Annotated in this window: 11 protein-coding genes and 1 riboswitch; of the genes, 7 read left to right on the forward strand and 4 right to left on the reverse strand. The window is 71.3% G+C overall.

Features of this window, described 5'->3' with window-relative positions; translation table 11 throughout:
• Positions 1-16: 16 nt before the first annotated feature.
• Entirely contained in the window at positions 17-1372 is a 1356-nt protein-coding gene (locus B9S64_RS16535) for a YibE/F family protein (RefSeq protein ID WP_093531653.1), read from the reverse strand.
• A gap of 71 nt (positions 1373-1443) precedes the next feature.
• Positions 1444-1577: riboswitch (TPP riboswitch) on the forward strand.
• Here B9S64_RS16535 and thiC point away from each other — a divergent pair.
• Both thiC and B9S64_RS16545 read left to right on the forward strand, forming a co-directional pair.
• Positions 1570-3438, forward strand: a complete 1869-nt coding sequence (thiC, locus tag B9S64_RS16540; protein ID WP_103492254.1) for a phosphomethylpyrimidine synthase ThiC — start codon at positions 1570-1572, stop codon at positions 3436-3438. Its footprint overlaps the riboswitch before it by 8 nt.
• A 348-nt stretch (positions 3439-3786) precedes the next feature.
• Positions 3787-4974 carry a DUF4241 domain-containing protein gene (locus B9S64_RS16545; protein WP_258037932.1) on the forward strand — a complete coding sequence of 396 codons (1188 nt, stop codon included), beginning with the start codon at positions 3787-3789 and terminating at the stop codon, positions 4972-4974.
• Between the two features lie 308 nt (positions 4975-5282).
• On the opposite strand, the gene B9S64_RS16550 is transcribed toward B9S64_RS16545, so the two are convergent.
• The 3 genes from B9S64_RS16550 to B9S64_RS16560 all read right to left on the reverse strand — a co-directional run bounded on the left by B9S64_RS16550 (position 5283) and on the right by B9S64_RS16560 (position 8631).
• A complete protein-coding gene (locus B9S64_RS16550; RefSeq protein ID WP_103492253.1) occupies positions 5283-6104 on the reverse strand; it encodes a hypothetical protein in 822 nt (273 codons plus the stop codon).
• Positions 6105-6285: 181 nt separating this feature from the next.
• On the reverse strand, positions 6286-7359 hold the full coding sequence (locus tag B9S64_RS16555) for a metallophosphoesterase (protein WP_258037934.1): 1074 nt from the start codon (positions 7357-7359) through the stop codon (positions 6286-6288).
• 159 nt (positions 7360-7518) lie between these two features.
• Complete coding sequence (locus tag B9S64_RS16560) at positions 7519-8631, reverse strand: LacI family DNA-binding transcriptional regulator (RefSeq protein ID WP_037631854.1); 1113 nt, start codon at positions 8629-8631, stop codon at positions 7519-7521.
• Positions 8632-9056: 425 nt separating this feature from the next.
• On the opposite strand from B9S64_RS16560, the gene hisC reads away from it, so the two are divergent.
• From hisC to B9S64_RS16585, 5 genes are all read left to right on the forward strand, one after another.
• Positions 9057-10136: a histidinol-phosphate transaminase gene (gene hisC, locus B9S64_RS16565; RefSeq protein ID WP_103492251.1), complete on the forward strand. Its 1080-nt coding sequence runs from the start codon at positions 9057-9059 to the stop codon at positions 10134-10136.
• 333 nt (positions 10137-10469) lie between these two features.
• Positions 10470-11981 carry a cytochrome ubiquinol oxidase subunit I gene (locus tag B9S64_RS16570; RefSeq protein ID WP_103492250.1) on the forward strand — a complete coding sequence of 504 codons (1512 nt, stop codon included), beginning with the start codon at positions 10470-10472 and terminating at the stop codon, positions 11979-11981.
• Between the two features lie 18 nt (positions 11982-11999).
• The gene (cydB, locus tag B9S64_RS16575) at positions 12000-13001 is read left to right on the forward strand and encodes a cytochrome d ubiquinol oxidase subunit II (protein WP_103492249.1); all 1002 of its coding nucleotides are present in this window, start codon (positions 12000-12002) and stop codon (positions 12999-13001) included.
• A gap of 48 nt (positions 13002-13049) precedes the next feature.
• On the forward strand, positions 13050-16568 hold the full coding sequence (gene cydD / locus B9S64_RS16580; RefSeq protein WP_103505075.1) for a thiol reductant ABC exporter subunit CydD: 3519 nt from the start codon (positions 13050-13052) through the stop codon (positions 16566-16568).
• Between the two features lie 72 nt (positions 16569-16640).
• Complete coding sequence (locus tag B9S64_RS16585; RefSeq protein WP_103492814.1) at positions 16641-18350, forward strand: GAF domain-containing protein; 1710 nt, start codon at positions 16641-16643, stop codon at positions 18348-18350.
• The last annotated feature ends 66 nt before the right edge of the window (positions 18351-18416 follow it).

Raw genomic sequence — 18416 nt, forward strand, 5'->3', positions numbered from 1 at the left:
CCGTGAGCCCGCGTGCTCACGTCTTGCGGCGTCGGCCCCTCCCGGTCCGTACGGGTGCAGGAGCTCCGGCTTCCGCGCCGAGCCCCGTGCGGTCCGCGGAGACCACCAGGGCGGCGAGCACGGTCGTCACCGGCACCGAGGCGACCAGCCCGATCGACCCGACGAGCGTCCGGACGATCTCCTCGGCGACCAGTTCGCTGTTGGCCACCACTCCGACGCTGCTCTGCGCGATGGAGAAGAGCAGCAGCAGGGGCAGCGCCGCGCCCGCGTACGCGAGCACGAGGGTGTTGACGACCGAGGCGATGTGGTCGCGGCCGATCCTGATACCGGCCTTGTACAGCCGCCGGACCCCCATGGTGGGGTCCGCCTGGTGCAGTTCCCAGACCGCCGACGTCTGGGTGACGGTCACGTCGTCGAGCACGCCGAGCGATCCGATGATGACACCGGCCAGCAGCAGGCCGCTCATGTCGATCTCCGGGTACAGCCCGTGGATCAGGCCGGTGTTGTCGTCGGTGTTGCCGGTCAGGCTCGCCCAGCCGATGAAGAGGGAGCCCAGGAGGCCGATCAGCACCAGTGAGATGAGTGTGCCGAGGACGGCGACGGAGGTACGGGCCGTCAGCCCGTGGCAGGTGTAGAGGGCGATCAGCATGATCGCGCTGGCCCCGACGACGGCCACGAGCAGCGGGTTCGAACCCTGCAGGATCGCCGGCAGGATGAACAGCGTGAGCACCGCGAACGAGACCGCGAGGGCGATCAGCGCCATGAGTCCGCGCAGTCTGCCCACGCCGACCACCGCCAGGGCGAAGATTCCGGCCAGCAGGGCCATCGGGAACGAACGGTCGACGTCCGTCACCGAGTACTGGAGGTCGCGGGGCGCGTCGGGCGCGTACGCCACGACCACCCCCTGACCCTGCTTCAGCTTCCGGGTCGCGTCGGGCTGGATGATCTCGACGAACGTGCGGCCCTTGTCCTTGCCGGTCGTCACCTCGACCGTGGCCTTCTTGCACGAGCCCGTCTGCTCGGCGACGGCCTCACGCCCGGACGGCGTCGAGGTGTCGCCGGTCGGCGGCACCTGCCCGGCGTTCACGTCGGCGCAGTCGACCGCGACGACCTTCACCACCCGGCCGTCCTGGGTCTGCCGGTCGAAGCCGACGCCCGTGCGTTCGTGGGCCGGGGCCCCGCCGGGCCAGAGCGCCACCATCCCGACGAGGACCGCGGTGGCGAAGGGGATGAGCACGGCCGCGATGACCTTGCGCAGATGTGTGGAGACCGGTGCGGCCGGACCGTGGCTGTGCGTGTGGGCATGCGCATGGCTCTGCGTGCTGCCCGGAGCGGGGTCGTGGGGGTCGGGTGCGCTGTGTGGGGACGTCACCCCGCGATCATCCCAAGAAGAGGGGAGGCCCTCTGGCCAGCACGCCAGACGGGAGGCTAGCGTGGAGACACCTTTGCACACGCGGGAGCTCGGAGCACCGGGCTGAGAGGGCGCTGACCTCCGTATATCCGTACGGGACACGCTGCGCCGACCGCCGAACCTGTTACCGGGTAATGCCGGCGTAGGGAGTAGGTCTCATGACCACAGCGGACGCACGCACGCCTGCCTCGAAGCAGAATGCGCAGAAGGCGCCTGACACACGGAAAGTGCCTGACGCGCGAAAGACCCCGGATGTGCGGAATGCTCCGGCGGGCGAGGACGGGAAGTCCATCGGCTGGCACAAGGGGTACGTCCAGGGCTCGCGCCCGGACCTCCGGGTGCCGGTCCGTCAGGTGCACCTCACCAACGGCAAGGACGTGACGCTCTACGACACGTCGGGGCCGTACACCGATCCCGCCACCGGGACCGATGTCCGCCGGGGGCTCGCGCCCCTGCGGGAGAACTGGATCGTCGCCCGCGGGGACACCGAGGAGTACGAGGGACGCCCCGCGCGCCCCGAGGACGACGGGCTCAAGCACACCTCGCCGCGCGGAGGTCTGCGCAACCTCGACGCGGTCTTCCCCGGACGGCCGCGCCGCCCCCGCCGCGGTCGCGACGGCCGGCCGGTCACCCAGCTCGCCTACGCCCGCCGCGGCGAGATCACCCCGGAGATGGAGTACGTCGCGATCCGGGAGGACGTCGCGCCCGACGTCGTCCGCGAGGAGATCGCGGCGGGCCGGGCGGTGCTGCCGGCCAACGTGAACCACCCGGAGATCGAGCCGATGATCATCGGCAAGCGGTTCCTGGTGAAGGTCAACGCCAACATCGGCAACTCCGCGGTCACCTCCTCCATCGAGGAGGAGGTGGACAAGATGACCTGGGCGACCCGGTGGGGCGCCGACACGGTGATGGACCTGTCCACCGGCCGCAACATCCACACCACCCGCGAGTGGGTCCTGCGCAACTCCCCCGTTCCGATCGGGACCGTCCCGCTCTACCAGGCGCTGGAGAAGGTGGACGGCCACGCCGAGGAGCTGACCTGGGAGATCTACAAGGACACCGTGATCGAGCAGGCGGAACAGGGCGTCGACTACATGACGGTGCACGCCGGCGTACGGCTGCCGTACGTCCCGCTGACCGCCCGCCGCAAGACGGGCATCGTCTCCCGGGGCGGGTCGATCATGGCGGCCTGGTGCCTCGCCCACCACCAGGAGTCCTTCCTGTACGAGCACTTCGAGGAGCTCTGCGAGATCCTCGCGGCCTACGACGTGACGTACTCCCTCGGCGACGGCCTGCGCCCCGGTTCCATCGCCGACGCGAACGACGAGGCGCAGTTCGCCGAGCTGCGGACGCTGGGTGAGCTCAACTCCGTGGCCAAGCGGTTCGGTGTGCAGACGATGATCGAGGGGCCGGGGCACGTCCCGATGCACAAGATCAAGGAGAACATCGACCTCCAGCAGGAGATCTGCGAGGAGGCGCCGTTCTACACGCTCGGCCCGCTGACCACCGATGTGGCACCCGCGTACGACCACATCACCTCGGGCATCGGGGCGGCGATGATCGCCTGGTGGGGGACGGCGATGCTCTGTTACGTCACGCCGAAGGAGCACCTGGGGCTGCCCAACCGGGACGACGTCAAGACGGGCGTCATCACCTACAAGATCGCCGCCCACGCGGCCGACCTCGCCAAGGGCCACCCCGGGGCGCAGGAGTGGGACGACGCGCTGTCCGACGCGCGGTTCGAGTTCCGCTGGGAGGACCAGTTCAACCTGGCGCTCGACCCGGACACGGCGCGGGAGTTCCACGACGAGACGCTGCCCGCGGAACCGGCGAAGACCGCGCACTTCTGCTCGATGTGCGGGCCGAAGTTCTGTTCGATGAAGATCTCGCACGACATCCGGCGTGAGCACGGGGCGGACCAGGCCGAGATCGAGGCGGGGATGGCCCGGAAGTCCGAGGAGTTCGCGGCGGCGGGCAACCGCGTCTATCTGCCGCTCGCGGAGACGGGCGGCGGGCCGGCCGACTGACCTGGCCGCCTCGCTGGAGGGGGCCCGCCAGGACACCGGTCCTGGCCGGCCCGCCTCCGCGAAACCCACCGCGAACGGCTTGCCGGCGTCGTCCGTCACCAGGTGGATGCTCCGTCACGCTGTCGCCCGGCTCAGCAGCCCGGCGCCGGGGATTGGGGCCGAGCGACCTCGCGCGCGGTTCGGCCCGGTGGTGCGTGCCTTCCGGCTGTCGGTCGCTCCCGTCGCTGTCAGTGCGCTTCGGTAACGTGCTCGGCACGGAGTCGGGGAGGCGTACAGGTGGGCGGTCCGGTGGTCGAGATGAGCCATGCCGAGGGGTGGGATTTCCGGGCGGGTGCTGAGGTCGGGCCGTTGAGCCCGCAGGAGGCATGGGCGCGGGACTCGGCGGGCCTGCCGTACGTCGTGGCGTACCGGGCCGCCGGGAGCGCGGGGCCGTTCGAGGTCCGTCTGGTGTCCTGGCGTGACCACTACGCCGGGGTGTGGGTGTACGACGAGCATGGACGGCGGGTGGAGCACCTGGAACTGCGGCTGCTGGACGAGGACCGCTTGTTGCGCAGGTACACCGAGCGCTGGGTCTACGCGGGTCCCGAGGTGCCGGAGTTCGAACGGTCCAGCGACCGGACGGTTCTGGAGCTGTTTCCGGGGGGAAGGGGCTCGCTGTCGCGCAGACCGGAAGGAGACACGGGGCCCATGACGGTGACGGTGCCGGACCTCGCTGAGGGCGAAAGGTGGCTGCGGCGGCCTGAGTTCGGCAGCTGGCCGCTGTTCTCTCCCGACAGGTGCGGTGTCGTCGGCTCGATACGGTGCGCGGCTGCGCCGTTCACCAAGACCGGCCCCGGACCGGCCGGGGATCCGTGGTCGCCGCCGCGACCGGGCGGTCCGGGCGGCCTCACCGCCCTGTTCTCGCCCGGCACCCGGATCACCACCGGCGACCACCGGGAGAACACGGTGGTCCTGGAGCCGGATGCCGGTCCGCGACTGCGGGTGCCCAGCGGCCGGCTGGCGGTGGACGACCCGCTCGGCGACGGACGGCCGAGGATCACGATCGAGATCCCGCCGGGCACCTATCCCTTGGAAACGGCGCAGATCGGCTCCGGGTACCACTGCGAGTTCGAGGACACGTGGGTCGAGCGCACCGATTCGCCGGCGGTCCGGCTGCGGGTGAGTGATGAGCCCGTCAAGTCCTGGGCGATGGCTCTGGGGGAAGGGGACGATCTCAGACTGCTGCGCGACGGCCACGCGTACGGGTTCGACACGGGCGGGGCGACCGGCTGTTTCGCGGATGCCGGAGCGTGGCCCGTCCTCCAGGACCGTTACCGACGAGCCATGGCGGACAACGATCCGGACGCGGGCGAGGATCTCGACCCCGACAGCGGCTTCTTCCTGCGGACCGTGGACGAGGAGGCGCGTGCGGACCTGCTCGCGTTCGCGACCGACGGTGACGGGACCCACTCGGTATGGGTGGGCCTGGATGCGTCGGGAGGCGTCGCCTGCGTGGTCGTCCAGGTGGCCTGGCTGCCCGGCTTGAAGGTGGTTTGACCATGCGCCCACTCGGCCTGCGGGTGAGATGTCCGCTCCCTGAAGCTCTCGCACGACGTCCGGCGTGAGCACGAGGGCGGACCGGACCGGGGCCGAGACGGGGAAGGCCCGGACGTCCGGGGAGTACGCGGCGGCGGGTGACCGCGTCCGTTTGCCGGTCATGGACTGAACCGGTCACCCGCACCGGCGCCGGGCGGCCCGTCTGCCGGGCCGCCCACCGGAGGAGTGAAGCCCGGCCGTTGCCTCTGAGAGCGGCGGGCCGCCGCCTGTGGAACTGTCCACGTCCGGGAGGCACCGCCGCGTCCGGATCACTCCGGCTGGTGCTCCGAGCCCCCGAAGTCCGGGCTGGTGAAGTCCGGGCTGGTGAACGTCGGGCGGGGCCCGGCCGAGGGACCGTCCTGCGGGCCCGAGAAGTCCGGCCTGCTGTAGCCGATCTTGGGGATGCGGTGTGCCGACCGGTGCGGGACACGGGCCGCGGGCCCTGCGGTCGGGTCGGCCAGGGCATCCCGCAGGAACGGCAGGATGCCGCGCTCCAGCAGGGCATGGCGCCAGGCCTCCCGGGCGCGGGCCACGTCCTCGGGCAGTTCCTCCTCGTCGTCCTCCATGGCGGGCAGCGCGGTCGAGCCGTTGCGCAACGCGGTGACGAGGAGGCCGATCGCGGCGGCCAGTGTCGCGGCCGCGGCGACCGCGGCGAAGAACCACCCGGCCGCGACCATGGTCCCGGCGAAGGACAGCGACGGGCTGAACGCCTTCAGCAGATAGCCGACCAGCAGGAATATCACGGCGGCGGTCCCCGCGAGCACCGGAGCCAGCGCGGCGATCACCGCGAGGGTGCCGGCCCCGGCCCCGTCGTCCTGGACGGATCCGAGGACCAGGTCCCTCTCCGACACCCCGTCCGGGCCGCGCAGTTCGCCCCGGACGCGCACGTAGTGCTCGTACTCGGGGGCGGCCGCGGCGGTGATCAGGGCGGTGGCGTCGAGCGCCATCGTCCGGAGCTGTTCCGCGTTGAGATGGTCCCCGACCCCGTCGAGGTCCGGGTGTTCACGAGCATGACGCAGTGCGTCGGCGAGGATCCGCTCGTATTCGGGCCGGTCCTCGCTCAGCAGGTGCGGAGCGCTGTTCATGTGCATCCCCCGATGCTCCGTCGGGCCTGATCCGGCCGGGCTGCCGGGCGGATCGGCGGAAACGGAGGAGAGCCTGCTACTGGTACGCCGATGGTAGAGCGATTACGGCAGGACGTGACAGGGGGTTTCCGGAAATAGGCCCGGCGGCCGGTGCGGTCAGGTCGTGAGGGAACTTCCCCGTCGAGCGTCAGTCATGCAGGGGGAGTTGGACGACCAGTAGCTTTCCGGCCATGGTGACGCCGCCGTCCATGGCGATGGCCAGCCCGTCCGCGTACACGTGCGGGCCGTCCACCACGGTGCGCGGGCTGTGCTCGCCGTCCTCCGTGCCGACCTCGCCGAGCAGATAGGGAATCGGGCTGTGACCATGGACGACGCGCTGCCCGCCGTAGGTCGCCATGAGCTCGCGTACGGCCTCCGCGCCGCCCTCGTCCCGGAAGGCGAACCGCTTGGTGAGCTTGCGGAACAGGTCCCAGCACTCGTCCGCGTCGTGGCGCGTGAGAATGGCGTGCACCGTGTCGTTGACGTCTTCGATGGTGGAGCCGTAGTCGAGGTAGGCGGTCGTGTCGGAGTGCATCAGCAGGTGCCCGTCCTCCTCGACGACCGCGTCGAGCCGGGCCATCCACTGGAGGTGGACCTCCTGGAGCCGCTCCATGTCGGTCTTCTGACCGCCGTTGAGCAGCCACGCCGCCTGGAAGGTGGCGGTGCCCGCGCCGGAGTTCACCGGGGTGTCGCCGAACCTCTTGGCGCCGATGAGGAGCAGCTCGTGATTGCCCATCAGGGCCTTGCAGTACCCGCCCGCCGCCGCGGCCTCCGCGGACAGCCGCATGACGAGGTCGATGACGCCGATTCCGTCCGGACCGCGGTCGGTGAAGTCGCCGAGGAACCAGAGCCGGGTGTTGCCGGCCGCCCAGCGGCCCTCGGCGTCGACCAGGCCCTGTTCGCGCAGGGCGGCGAGCAGCTCGTCCAGGTACCCGTGGACGTCACCGACGACGTACAGCGGACCACGGGCCGGGTCGGCTCCCTGGTGCGGCTCCGGCACGGCCCGCACCTGGGCGGTGCCGTCCCGGGTGATCACCGGCAGGTCACGCTCGGTGGGGGTGTACCCCTCCGGCGGGTCGTCGCCCACCGGGACGTTGCCGGGATGCGGCGGGGGCGGGGGCATCGGCGCCTGCGCATAGGGCGGCACGCGGAAGTCGCGCAACGTCGCTGTCCGCACCACGGGTTCCTGACCGGCCCCCTGAGTCATCGACCCCTCCACCACCGTCGCGCCGCCGTACACCTGACGGGCCCTGCCTGGTAGAGGTGGTCCGCGGTGTCGTGCGCCCATCATAGGAATGCGGATCGTGCTGTGTGACGCACCAGGGGTGGTGAATCCGGACGCACTCGGAGTTCACCGGTCAATTGGTCCGGAATGCACCGGTCAGTCCCCGGCGGGTGAGCGTGGCGCGCTGACCGTCGTCCGGGGCGGCCGGCGCTGCGAGGACGTCCGCACGATGAGCTCGGTCGGTATCACCCGCTCCAGCGGCCCGTCGTGTTCGACCCCCTCGATGGCGTCGATGAGGAGCTGGACGACCGCCGTGCCGATGCGGCGCGGTTTGAGCGAGAGCGTCGTGATGGGGGGTTCGGTCGTCGCGTACACCGTGGACTCGCTGCAGCACACCAACAGCAGGTCCTCGGGGACGCGCAGCCCGTAGCGGCGGGCGGCGGCCAGCAGATCCGTCCCGTTGGGGTCGAACAGGCCGTAGACGGCGTCCGGGCGGTCCGGGCGGGCCAGCAGGCGGTCGGCCGCGACCGCGCCCGCACAGGGGTCGTGGGCCGGGTAGGACTCGTAGACCGGGTCCTGGCCGACCCGCTCGCACCAGTGGAGGTAGGCGGTGGTGGACAGGCGGGTGTACGTGTCGGTCGTGGTGCCGGTCAGCAGCCCGATACGGCGGGCCCCCGCCGCGGCGAGATGGTCGAGGAGGTCGAGCACGGCCGCCCGGTGGTCGTTGTCGACCCAGGCGGTCACCGGCAGCGAACCGGCCGGCCTGCCGTCCGAGACGACGGGCAGGCCCTGCCGGACCAGCTCCGTGACCACGGGGTCCTGGTCGGACGGGTCGATCACCACCGTCCCGTCGAGTGCCACGTTGGACCAGACGTCGTGGCGGGAGGTGGCGGGGAGGATGACGAGCGCGTAACCGCGGGCCAGCGCCGCCGAGGTGGCGGCTCTGGCCATCTCCGCGAAGTACGCGAACTCGGTGAAGGTGAAAGGTTCATCCCCGTACGTGGTCACGGTCAGCCCGATGAGGCCTGACTTGCCCGTGCGGAGGGTGCGGGCCGCGGCCGACGGACGGTAGCCCAGGCGCTCGGCGACCTCGCGGACATGGCGACGGGTGGCGTCCGGCAGTCTGCCTTTGCCGTTGAGGGCGTCGGAGACCGTCGTGATCGAGACGCCGGCCGCCGCCGCGACGTCGCGGATGCCCGCCCGTCCCTGCCGGCCGCTGCGCCGGGGCGTCTCTGTCCGGCTCACCTGGTGCTTCCCTGCTGCTGTCATGGCGAGCCGATAGTAGGGCTCCGGAGGCGGGTAGGGCCGGTCGCATATGCCTACATCGACAGGCACGTTTCTGCATGATCGTTAAGTGCTAAATGCCTTGCAAGTGAAGGAAGTTGTGCCATTTCTGGATGAGGATTCACGCGCCGGGGAGTGAGTGCCTGTTGCATGGCCCCGGACGCGCAGCGGCCTCAACTCACCTCTTCGAGGGATGCGCACCACGGAGTGAGCCACCGGCGCGCGCCGGAACCGGATTGCGCCCCCTGCTCCGGCCCGGCGGCGGACGGCGCCGGACCCGAGCCGGACCGGTCCGCGGCCGGTACGGCCCCGCGCGCGAGGAGATTTCGGGCACGCACCATTCGCAGAGGCCTCCAATCCTCATAAGGTGAGCAGTATTCCTGTGTACGGACGGTCGAGGAGGACCTGCGGTGAGCGAGAAGAGCCCCAAGCTGCGCGCCGAGCTGGACGGCGTCCCCGCCTATGTGCCGGGCAAGCCGGCGGCGGCCGGTGGTCCGGCCGCCTTCAAGCTGTCCTCCAACGAGAACCCCTACCCGCCGCTGCCGGGCGTGATGGAGTCGGCTCTCGCGGCCGCCGCAGCCTTCAACCGCTACCCGGACATGGCCTGTACCGGTCTGATGGACGAGCTGTCGGAGCGGTTCGGCGTCCCGGTGTCCCACCTGGCCACCGGCACCGGTTCGGTCGGCGTGGCGCAGCAACTGCTCCAGGCCACCTCGGGCCCGGGTGACGAGGTCATCTACGCCTGGCGGTCCTTCGAGGCGTACCCGATCATCACGCAGGTCAGCGGGGCGACCTCGGTCAGGGTGCCGCTGACCGACGGCGAGGTGCACGATCTCGACGCGATGGCGGAGGCGATCACCGACCGCACCCGGATGATCTTCGTCTGCAACCCCAACAACCCGACCGGCACGGTGGTGCGCAGGGCCGAGCTGGAGCGGTTCCTGGACCGGGTGCCGGGCGATGTGCTGGTGGTGCTGGACGAGGCGTACAAGGAGTTCATCCGGGACGCCGATGTGCCGGACGGCATCGAGATCTACCGGGACCGGCCGAACGTGGCGGTGCTGCGGACCTTCTCCAAGGCGTACGGCCTGGCGGGTCTGCGGGTCGGTTTCGCCGTGGCGCACGAGCCGGTGGCGGCGGCGCTGCGCAAGACGGCCGTCCCGTTCGGGGTCAGCCAGGTCGCCCAGGACGCGGCGGTCGCCTCGCTGCGCGCCGAGGACGAGCTGCTGGGCCGGGTCGGCGCGCTGGTCGGGGAGCGGGCCCGGGTGCGCGAGGAGCTGGTGCGGCAGGGCTGGACCGTTCCCGAGTCGCAGGCCAACTTCGTGTGGCTGCGGCTGGGTGAGCGCACGCTCGACTTCGCCAGGGTCTGCGAGGCGGCCGGTGTGATGGTCCGGCCGTTCGCCGGCGAGGGCGTGCGGATCACGATCGGGGAGACCGAGGCCAACGAGATCTTCCTGAAGGTGGCGGAGGCGTACCGCGGGGAGCTCTGACCCCGCGGCGCCCGCTCCACACCGGCGGCCCCGGACCGTGTCGATGCTTTCGACCGGTCCGGGGCCGTCGTGCTGTGCTCCCGCGCCTCTGCGCGATCACTCCGCGCGGCGGTCGTCGCGATGCCTTCGACCGGGTGTTTCGGAGTGGTCCGGTTCGGGTGGTTCCGCCGGATCGGCCGGAACGCACCCCCGCGCGTCGTCCTCGAAACCATGTGCGCCATAATTGCTTGTGAATGTGAACGCGTTCACAAGCGTGTCCCGTTTCTCCCGTGATCGTCCGGATCAATGGGGACGATTCGAGGCCGTGATCGCGGCGATGCAAGGAGAAGAGGCGTGGATCTAGCTCTGGCACCGGAGACTCTGGCGCGATGGCAGTTCGGCATCACCACCGTCTACCACTTCCTGTTCGTCCCCTTGACGATCTCTCTCGCCGCGCTCACCGCGGGCCTGCAGACCGCCTGGGTGCGGACGGACAACGAGAAGTACCTCAGGGCCACCAAGTTCTGGGGAAAGCTGTTCCTGATCAACATCGCCATGGGCGTGGTCACCGGCATCGTCCAGGAGTTCCAGTTCGGTATGAACTGGTCCGACTACTCGCGGTTCGTCGGTGACGTGTTCGGGGCCCCGCTGGCCTTCGAGGCGCTCATCGCCTTCTTCTTCGAGTCCACCTTCATCGGGCTCTGGATCTTCGGCTGGGACAAGCTGCCCAAGAAGATCCACCTGGCCTGCATATGGATGGTCTCCCTCGGGACGATCCTCTCCACGTTCTTCATCCTGGCGGCCAACTCCTGGATGCAGCACCCGGTCGGCTACCGGATCAACGAGGAACGCGGGCGGGCCGAGCTCACCGACTTCCTCAAGGTGCTCACCCAGGACACCGCGCTCACCCAGTTCTTCCACACCATCACGGCGGCGTTCCTCGTGGGCGGGGCCTTCATGGTGGGCATCTCCGCCTTCCACCTGGCGCGCAAGCGGCACATCCGGGTGATGCGCACCTCACTGCGGGTCGGGCTGGTCACGGTGGTCGTCGCGGGAATGCTCACCGCGGTCAGCGGCGACACCCTCGGCAAGGTGATGTTCAAGCAGCAGCCCATGAAGATGGCCGCCGCGGAGGCCCTGTGGGAGGGCGAGGACGGCGCGCCCTTCTCGCTCTTCGCGGTCGGCGACGTCGCCAAGGGCCACAACGACGTGGAGATCTCCATCCCCGGAGTGCTCTCCTTCCTCGCGGACAACACCTTCACCTCGCACGTCCCCGGTATCAACGACATCAACGAACAGCTCCAGGAGACCTACGGGCCCGGTGACTACCGGCCCAACATCCCGGTCGCCTTCTGGAGCTTCCGGTGGATGATCGGCTTCGGCATGGCGTCCTTCGGACTCGGCCTGCTGGGACTGTGGCTGACCCGGAGGAAGTTCCTGCTGCCACCGGCCCTGCGCACCGGTGAGGACGAGGTGCCCCATCTGGTGCTCTTCAGGAACAAGGCGCTGAGCCCGAAGTTCACCCGGCTCTACTGGATCACCGCGCTGTGGACCATGCTCTTCCCGCTGATCGCCAACTCCTGGGGCTGGATCTTCACCGAGATGGGACGGCAGCCCTGGGTGGTGTTCGGGGTGTTCCAGACCCGGGACGCGGTCTCCCCCGGCGTCTCGCAGGGCGAGGTCCTCACCTCGATGATCGGCTTCACCGCGCTCTACGCGATCCTCGCCGTGATCGAGGTCAAGCTCCTCGTCAAGTACGTCAAGGCCGGCCCGCCGGAACTCACCGAGGCCGACCTGAATCCGCCCAAGAAGATCGGCGGTCACGACGAGGACGACGCCGACCGGCCGATGGCCTTCTCCTACTGAGAGCTGGGGAGCTGAGAGATGGAACTCCACGACGTCTGGTTCGTGCTCATAGCCGTCCTGTGGACCGGTTACTTCTTCCTGGAGGGGTTCGACTTCGGTATCGGGGTCCTCACCAAGCTGCTGGCCCGCGACCGCAAGGAACGCCGGGTCCTGATCAACACGATCGGCCCGGTCTGGGACGGGAACGAGGTGTGGCTGCTCAGCGCCGGCGGCGCGACCTTCGCCGCTTTCCCGGAGTGGTACGCCACCCTGTTCTCCGGGTTCTACCTGCCGCTGCTGATCATCCTGGTCTGTCTGATCGTGCGCGGGGTCGCGTTCGAGTACCGGGCGAAGCGGCCCGAGGAACGCTGGCAGACCAACTGGGAGCACGCGATCTTCTGGACCTCGCTGGTCCCCGCCGTGCTCTGGGGCGTGGCGTTCGGGAACATCGTCCGCGGGGTGAAGATCGACGCCGACATGGAGTACGTCGGCAACCTCTGGGACCTGCTCAACCCGTACGCGCTCCTGGGCGGTCTGGTCACCCTCTTCCTCTTCACCTTCCACGGCGCGGTGTTCGCCGCGCTCAAGACCGTCGGTGACATCCGGGGACGGGCGCGCGCCCTCGCGGTCAAGCTCGGCGTGGCCACCGCGGTGCTGGCGCTGGTCTTCCTCGTGCTGACGCAGCTCGACAACGGTGACGGCTGGAGCCTGGCCGCGCTGCTGGTCGCCGCGGTCTCCCTGGTCGCCGCGATCGGAGCCATCGCGGCCGGGCGTGAGGGCTGGTCGTTCGCGCTGTCCGGCCTGACCATCGCGGCCACGGTGACGATGCTCTTCCTGACGCTCTTCCCGAACGTCATGCCGTCCTCGCTGGACGACGCCTGGAACCTCACCGTCACCAACGCCTCGTCCAGCGGATACACCCTCACGATCATGACTTGGTGTGCGGGCATCGCGACCCCGCTCGTGCTGCTCTACCAGGGCTGGACGTACTGGGTGTTCCGTAAGCGCATCGGTACGCAGCACATCGCCGATCCGCACTGACCCCGTCGCACGACCGCACGACATGAGTTCACTGGGGAGCTGTTTCACGTGAAACCGATCGACCCGCGCCTGCTCAGGTACGCCCGCGCCACACGCTTCTTCCTGGCGGCCGTGGTGGGGCTCGGGCTGGCCGGAGCCGCCCTGGTGATCGCTCAGGCCATGCTGGTCGCCGAGGTGGTGGTGGGCGGATTCGAGGACGGCCTCACCGTTCACGGACTCCGCACACCCCTCCTCCTGCTCGTCGGGGTCGCGCTGGGCCGGGCTCTCGTCGCCTGGCTGACCGAGCGTGCCGCGTACCGGGCGAGCGCGGCGGTCAAGTCCGAGCTGCGCGGCCGGCTCATGGAACGCGCCGCCGACCTCGGGCCTGGCTGGCTGGGGGAACAGCGCACCGGCTCCCTGGTGGCGCTGGCCACCCGGGGGGTGGACGCGCTCGACGACTACTTCTCGCGCTATCTGCCGCAGCTCGGACTGGCCGTCGTCGTACCGGTGGCGGTCCTGGCCAGGATCGTCACCGAGGACTGGGTCTCCGCCGCGATCATCGTGGTCACCCTGCCTCTGATCCCTCTCTTCATGGCGCTGATCGGCTGGGCCACCCAGTCCCGGATGGACCGCCAGTGGCACCTGCTGTCGAGGCTCTCCGGTCACTTCCTCGACGTGGTCGCCGGGCTGCCGACGCTGAAGGTCTTCGGGCGTGCCAAGGCACAGGCCGAATCGATCCGCGCCATCACCTCGCAGTACCGCCGGGCCACCCTGCGGACGCTGCGTGTCGCCTTCCTTTCCTCGTTCGCCCTGGAGCTGCTGGCGACGCTCTCGGTGGCGCTGGTCGCCGTCACGATCGGGATGCGGCTCGTCCACGGCGAACTCGACCTCTACACCGGACTGGTCATCCTCATCCTCGCGCCCGAGGCGTATCTGCCGATCCGGCAGGTAGGGGCCCAGTACCACGCGGCGGCGGAGGGGCTCTCGGCCGCCGAGGAGATCTTCTCGGTCCTGGAGACCGAGCGTCCGACGGCCGGGACCTCGGCCGTCCCCGCGTCGCCGCGCATCGAGCTGGAGGGAGTGACCGTCCGGCACCCGGGACGCACCGCGCCTTCGCTGGACGCGGCCCACTTGGTGGTGGAACCGGGGGAGACCGTCGCCCTGGTCGGCCCGAGCGGAGTCGGCAAGTCCACGCTCCTCGACGTGGTGCTCGGCTTCACCCGTCCCGACGAGGGGCGGATACGCGTCGGTGGGACGGACCTCTCGACCCTGTCACCGGAGCGCTGGCGCGAGCAGATCGCCTGGGTGCCCCAGCGCCCCCATCTCTTCGCCGGGACGATCGCGGACAACGTACGGCTGGCGCGCCCCGAGGCCGACGACCGGGCGGTGGAGTCGGCTCTGCGGGAGGCAGGGGCGTACGACTTCGTGGCCGCTCTGCCGAACGGGACCCATACCGCGCTGGGAGAGGACGGAGCGGGGCTCTCCGCGGGGCAGCGGCAACGGCTCGCGCTGGCACGGGCGTTCCTGGCCGACCGGCCTCTGCTGCTCCTCGACGAGCCGACGGCGAGCCTGGACGGCGAGACCGAGGCCGGGATCGTGGACGCGGTGCGGAGGCTGGCCGAGGGGCGCACCGTGCTGCTGGTGGTCCACCGCCCGGCACTGCTCGCGGTCGCGGACCGGGTGGTGGCGCTGGAGCCGCGCGAGGACGGACAGCCGGACACCGGGCATCTGGCGCCGCAGCCGGGCCGGGAGCCCGGTGGGCGGGACGGATCGGTGACGGCCCTGCCTCCGGTACCGGAGGAGCGGGAGACACCGCGGGCCGCTCTCCCGGGCAGCGGCCGGGTGTTCGCGCGGATCAGGGAGACCGCCCGTGCCGAACGCGGGAAGCTGTCCCTGGCACTTCTGCTGGGCAGCCTCGCCGTGGGTTCGTCGGTGGGTCTGATGGCGGTCTCCGGCTGGCTGATCTCCCGCGCCTCGGAGCAGCCCCCCGTGCTGTACCTCATGGTGGCGGTCACCGCGACCAGGGCCTTCGGCCTGGGCCGGGCGGTCTTCCGGTACGCGGAGCGGCTGGTCTCGCACGACGCGGTGCTCCGGACGCTCGCCGAGCTCAGGGTCGCGGTGTACCGCGGGCTGGAGCGGGTGGCGCCCGCCGGTCTGCGTACGGCCCGGCGGGGCGACCTGCTCACCCGGCTCGTCTCCGATGTGGACGCCCTCCAGGACTACTGGCTGCGGTGGCTGCTGCCCGCCGGAACGGCGCTCCTCGTCGGGCTGGGGGCCGTGGGCTTCACCGGCTGGCTGCTTCCCGAGGCCGGGGCCGTGCTGGCGGCCGGGCTGGTTCTCGCCGGTGTGGGTGTGCCGCTGGTGAGCGGCGCCGCGGCCCGGCACGCGGAACGCATGCTGGCGCCCGCGCGGTCCCGGCTGGCGGTCCGGGTCGCCGATCTGCTCGGCGGCACGGCCGAGCTGACGGTCGCCGGCGCGCTGCCCCGGCGCAAGCGGGAGGCGCGGGCGGCCGACGCGGACCTCACCGCGATCGCCTCGCGCGCGGCGACCGCGACCGCGGTCGGCGCCGGGCTGTCCGCACTGCTCTGCGGCCTCACCGTCGTCGCGGCCGCGCTGGTCGCCCTTCCGGCGGTGCACGACGGACGCCTGGCCGGTGTGGCTCTCGCCGTCGTCGTCCTCACCCCGCTCGCCGCCTTCGAGGCGGTGAACGGACTGCCGCTCGCCGTGCAGTTCCGCCGCAGGATCGGGCGGAGCGCGGAACGGGTCTACGAGGTGCTCGACGCCCCGCTGCCCGTACGGGAACCCGCCGACCCGGCCGAGGCCCCCGCCTCTCCCTTCCCGCTCGTCCTGCGCGACCTGTCGGCCCGGTACGGGGGAGCGGACCGCGACGCCCTGGACTCCGTCGCCCTGACGCTCGTCCCGGGGCGGCGCGTGGCGGTGGTGGGGCCGTCCGGCTCGGGGAAGACCACCCTCGCCCAGGTGCTGCTCCGCTTCCTGGACGCCAGGGAGGGCATGTACAGCCTGGGCGGTGTGGAGGCGTCAGCACTGGACGGTGACACGGTCCGGACGTTCGTCGGGCTGTGCGCCCAGGACGCGCACGTCTTCGACAGCTCCATCCGGGAGAACCTGCGGCTCGCGCGGACGGACGCCACGGACGACGAACTGAGCGACGCCCTCGGCCGCGCCCGGCTGCTGGACTGGGTCCGGTCGCTGCCGGACGGCATCGACACCCTGGTGGGTGAACACGGCGCCCGGCTCTCGGGCGGCCAGCGGCAGCGGCTGGCGCTGGCGCGGGCCCTCCTGGCCGACTTCCCCGTACTGGTCCTGGACGAGCCGGCCGAGCACCTCGACCTGGCGACGGCGGACGCGCTGACCGCGGATCTGCTGGACGCCACCCGGGGACGGACGACTCTGCTGATCACCCATCGGCTGGCCGGTCTGGACGCCGTCGACGAGGTCCTGGTGCTCGACGAGGGCCGGATCGCGCAGCGCGGGGCGTACGCGGAACTGGCCGTGGCGGACGGGCCGCTGCGCGGGATGCTGGAACGCGAGCGGGCGGGTACGCCGGCCGGGGCCGTCGCCGCGTAGGGGGCGGCGCGGGCGGCCGCCGGGCCCTCTCCGCGAAACGCGGTACAGGCCCCGCGTGACTACGCTCGACGCATGGCCGAGCAGGAGCCGAAGGACCCGGACGACGCCGCGACGCGGCCCACCGGAAGTCTGCGAGGGCTCTCCGACGAGCTCACCGCCCGCGTCCCGGAGCTGCTGGAGGCCACCACCAGGTCCGTGGGTACCGGACTGGAACTGCGCTCCACCCTCGACCGGGTCTGCGCGACCGCCGCCGAACTCACCCACGCCCGTTACGCCGCCGTCGGCGTCCTGGACGAGTCGGGGGAGGGGCTCTCCGACTTCGTCACCCACGGCGTGCCCGAGGAGGTCGCCCACGCCGTCGGACACCGGCCCGACGGCCGCACCGGTCTGCTGGGCGCGCTCATCCGCGAGCCGGGCCCCATCAGCCTGGCCGACCTGACGGCCGATCCGAGGTTCGCCGGCTTCCCGACCGCCCACCCGCTGATGCGGACGTTCCTCGGGGTGCCGGTCCATGTCCAGGGCGAACTGTTCGGCAACCTCTACGTGGCGGAGAAGGACGGCGAGGAGCCCTTCGACGAGACCGACCTGCATCTGTTGCAGGTGCTCGCCACGGAGGCCGGGATCGCCGTCGCCCACGCGCGGGCGTACGAGGCGGCCCGGCAGCGTGAACGGTGGATCGACGGGTCCGTGGCCGTCACCACGGCGCTGCTGTCCGGCGGGGACGCCGACGAGGCGCTGACCGTCGTCGCCGAACAGGCCCGCCGCCTCGCCGACTCGGCCGCCGCCGTCGTACTGCTCCCGGCCGAGCAGGGCGGTCTGGAGGTCGTGGCCGTCGCGGACGGCGACCGGGGCGGGGCGCTGGGCAGGATCGTCCCGCACCGGAGCCCGGTGGTGGCCGCGCTGCTCAGGGGCGAAGCGGTCTTCATGGACGACGCGACGACCGACAGCCGTACGATCACGCGGCTCGCCGACGGCTTCGGGCCGCACATGCTGCTGCCGCTGAGCATCGGCGGACGGGTACTCGGCGCGCTCGCCATCCCCCGGGCGAGAGGGAGCCGCCCGTACAGCGAGGCGGAACGTCTGCTGGCCACCCAGTTCGCGGCGCAGGCCGCACTCGCGCTGATGATGGCGGAGGCGCAGCGCGACCGGGAGCGCCTCGCCGTCTACGAGGACCGGGACCGGATCGCGCGTGACCTGCACGACCTGGTCATCCAGCGCCTCTTCAGCACCGGGATGATGCTGGAACAGGCTCAGCAGCGGTCGGCGGTCCCGGAGGTGCGGGCGGGCGTCGGGCGCGCCGTCGACGAACTGGACGTGACCATCCAGGAGATCCGCACGGCGGTCTTCGCCCTCCAGCAGGAACACGCCGAGACGCCCGGCGGGCTGCGGGCCCGGGTGCTGCGGGAGATCGGCATGGCCGCGGTTCCCCTCGGTTTCAGACCGTCGCACCGCTTCCTGGGGCCGGTCGACTCGCTCGTGGGGGAACTCGCGGGCAAGAACCTGATCGCCGCGCTGCGCGAAGCACTGTCCAACGCCTTCCGGCACGCGGGGGCCTCGCGGGTCGACGTGGGCGTCGACGCCACCGCCACCCTGCCGGACGGGCGGGAGGCCGTACGGCTGTCGGTCGCCGACGACGGGGTGGGCATCCCGGAGGGCGGGCGGCGCAGCGGGCTGCGCAATCTCGCCCGCCGCGCGGAGTCACTGGGCGGGGCGAGCTGGTTCGGCCCGGGTACGGGGAAGGACGGCGGGGGGACGACGGTGTACTGGCAGGTCCCGCTCTGACGCCTGGGCGTGCGGGAGGTCCGGCCCTGGGTCCTCGGCGTACGTTGCCCGGCGCGCCGCAGGTCC

It is taken from the genome of Streptomyces sp. SM18 (assembly GCF_002910775.2).
Classification (GTDB): domain Bacteria; phylum Actinomycetota; class Actinomycetes; order Streptomycetales; family Streptomycetaceae; genus Streptomyces; species Streptomyces halstedii.

Bases quoted from the DNA above. Each gene is read 5' to 3' on its own strand.
- thiC (WP_103492254.1), top strand. From the start codon at position 1,570: ATGACCACAGCGGACGCACGCACGCCTGCCTCGAAGCAGAATGCGCAG.
- B9S64_RS16560 (WP_037631854.1), bottom strand. From the start codon at position 8,631: ATGACAGCAGCAGGGAAGCACCAGGTGAGCCGGACAGAGACGCCCCGG.
- B9S64_RS16585 (WP_103492814.1), top strand. From the start codon at position 16,641: ATGGCCGAGCAGGAGCCGAAGGACCCGGACGACGCCGCGACGCGGCCC.
- cydB (WP_103492249.1), top strand. From the start codon at position 12,000: ATGGAACTCCACGACGTCTGGTTCGTGCTCATAGCCGTCCTGTGGACC.
- B9S64_RS16550 (WP_103492253.1), bottom strand. From the start codon at position 6,104: ATGCACATGAACAGCGCTCCGCACCTGCTGAGCGAGGACCGGCCCGAA.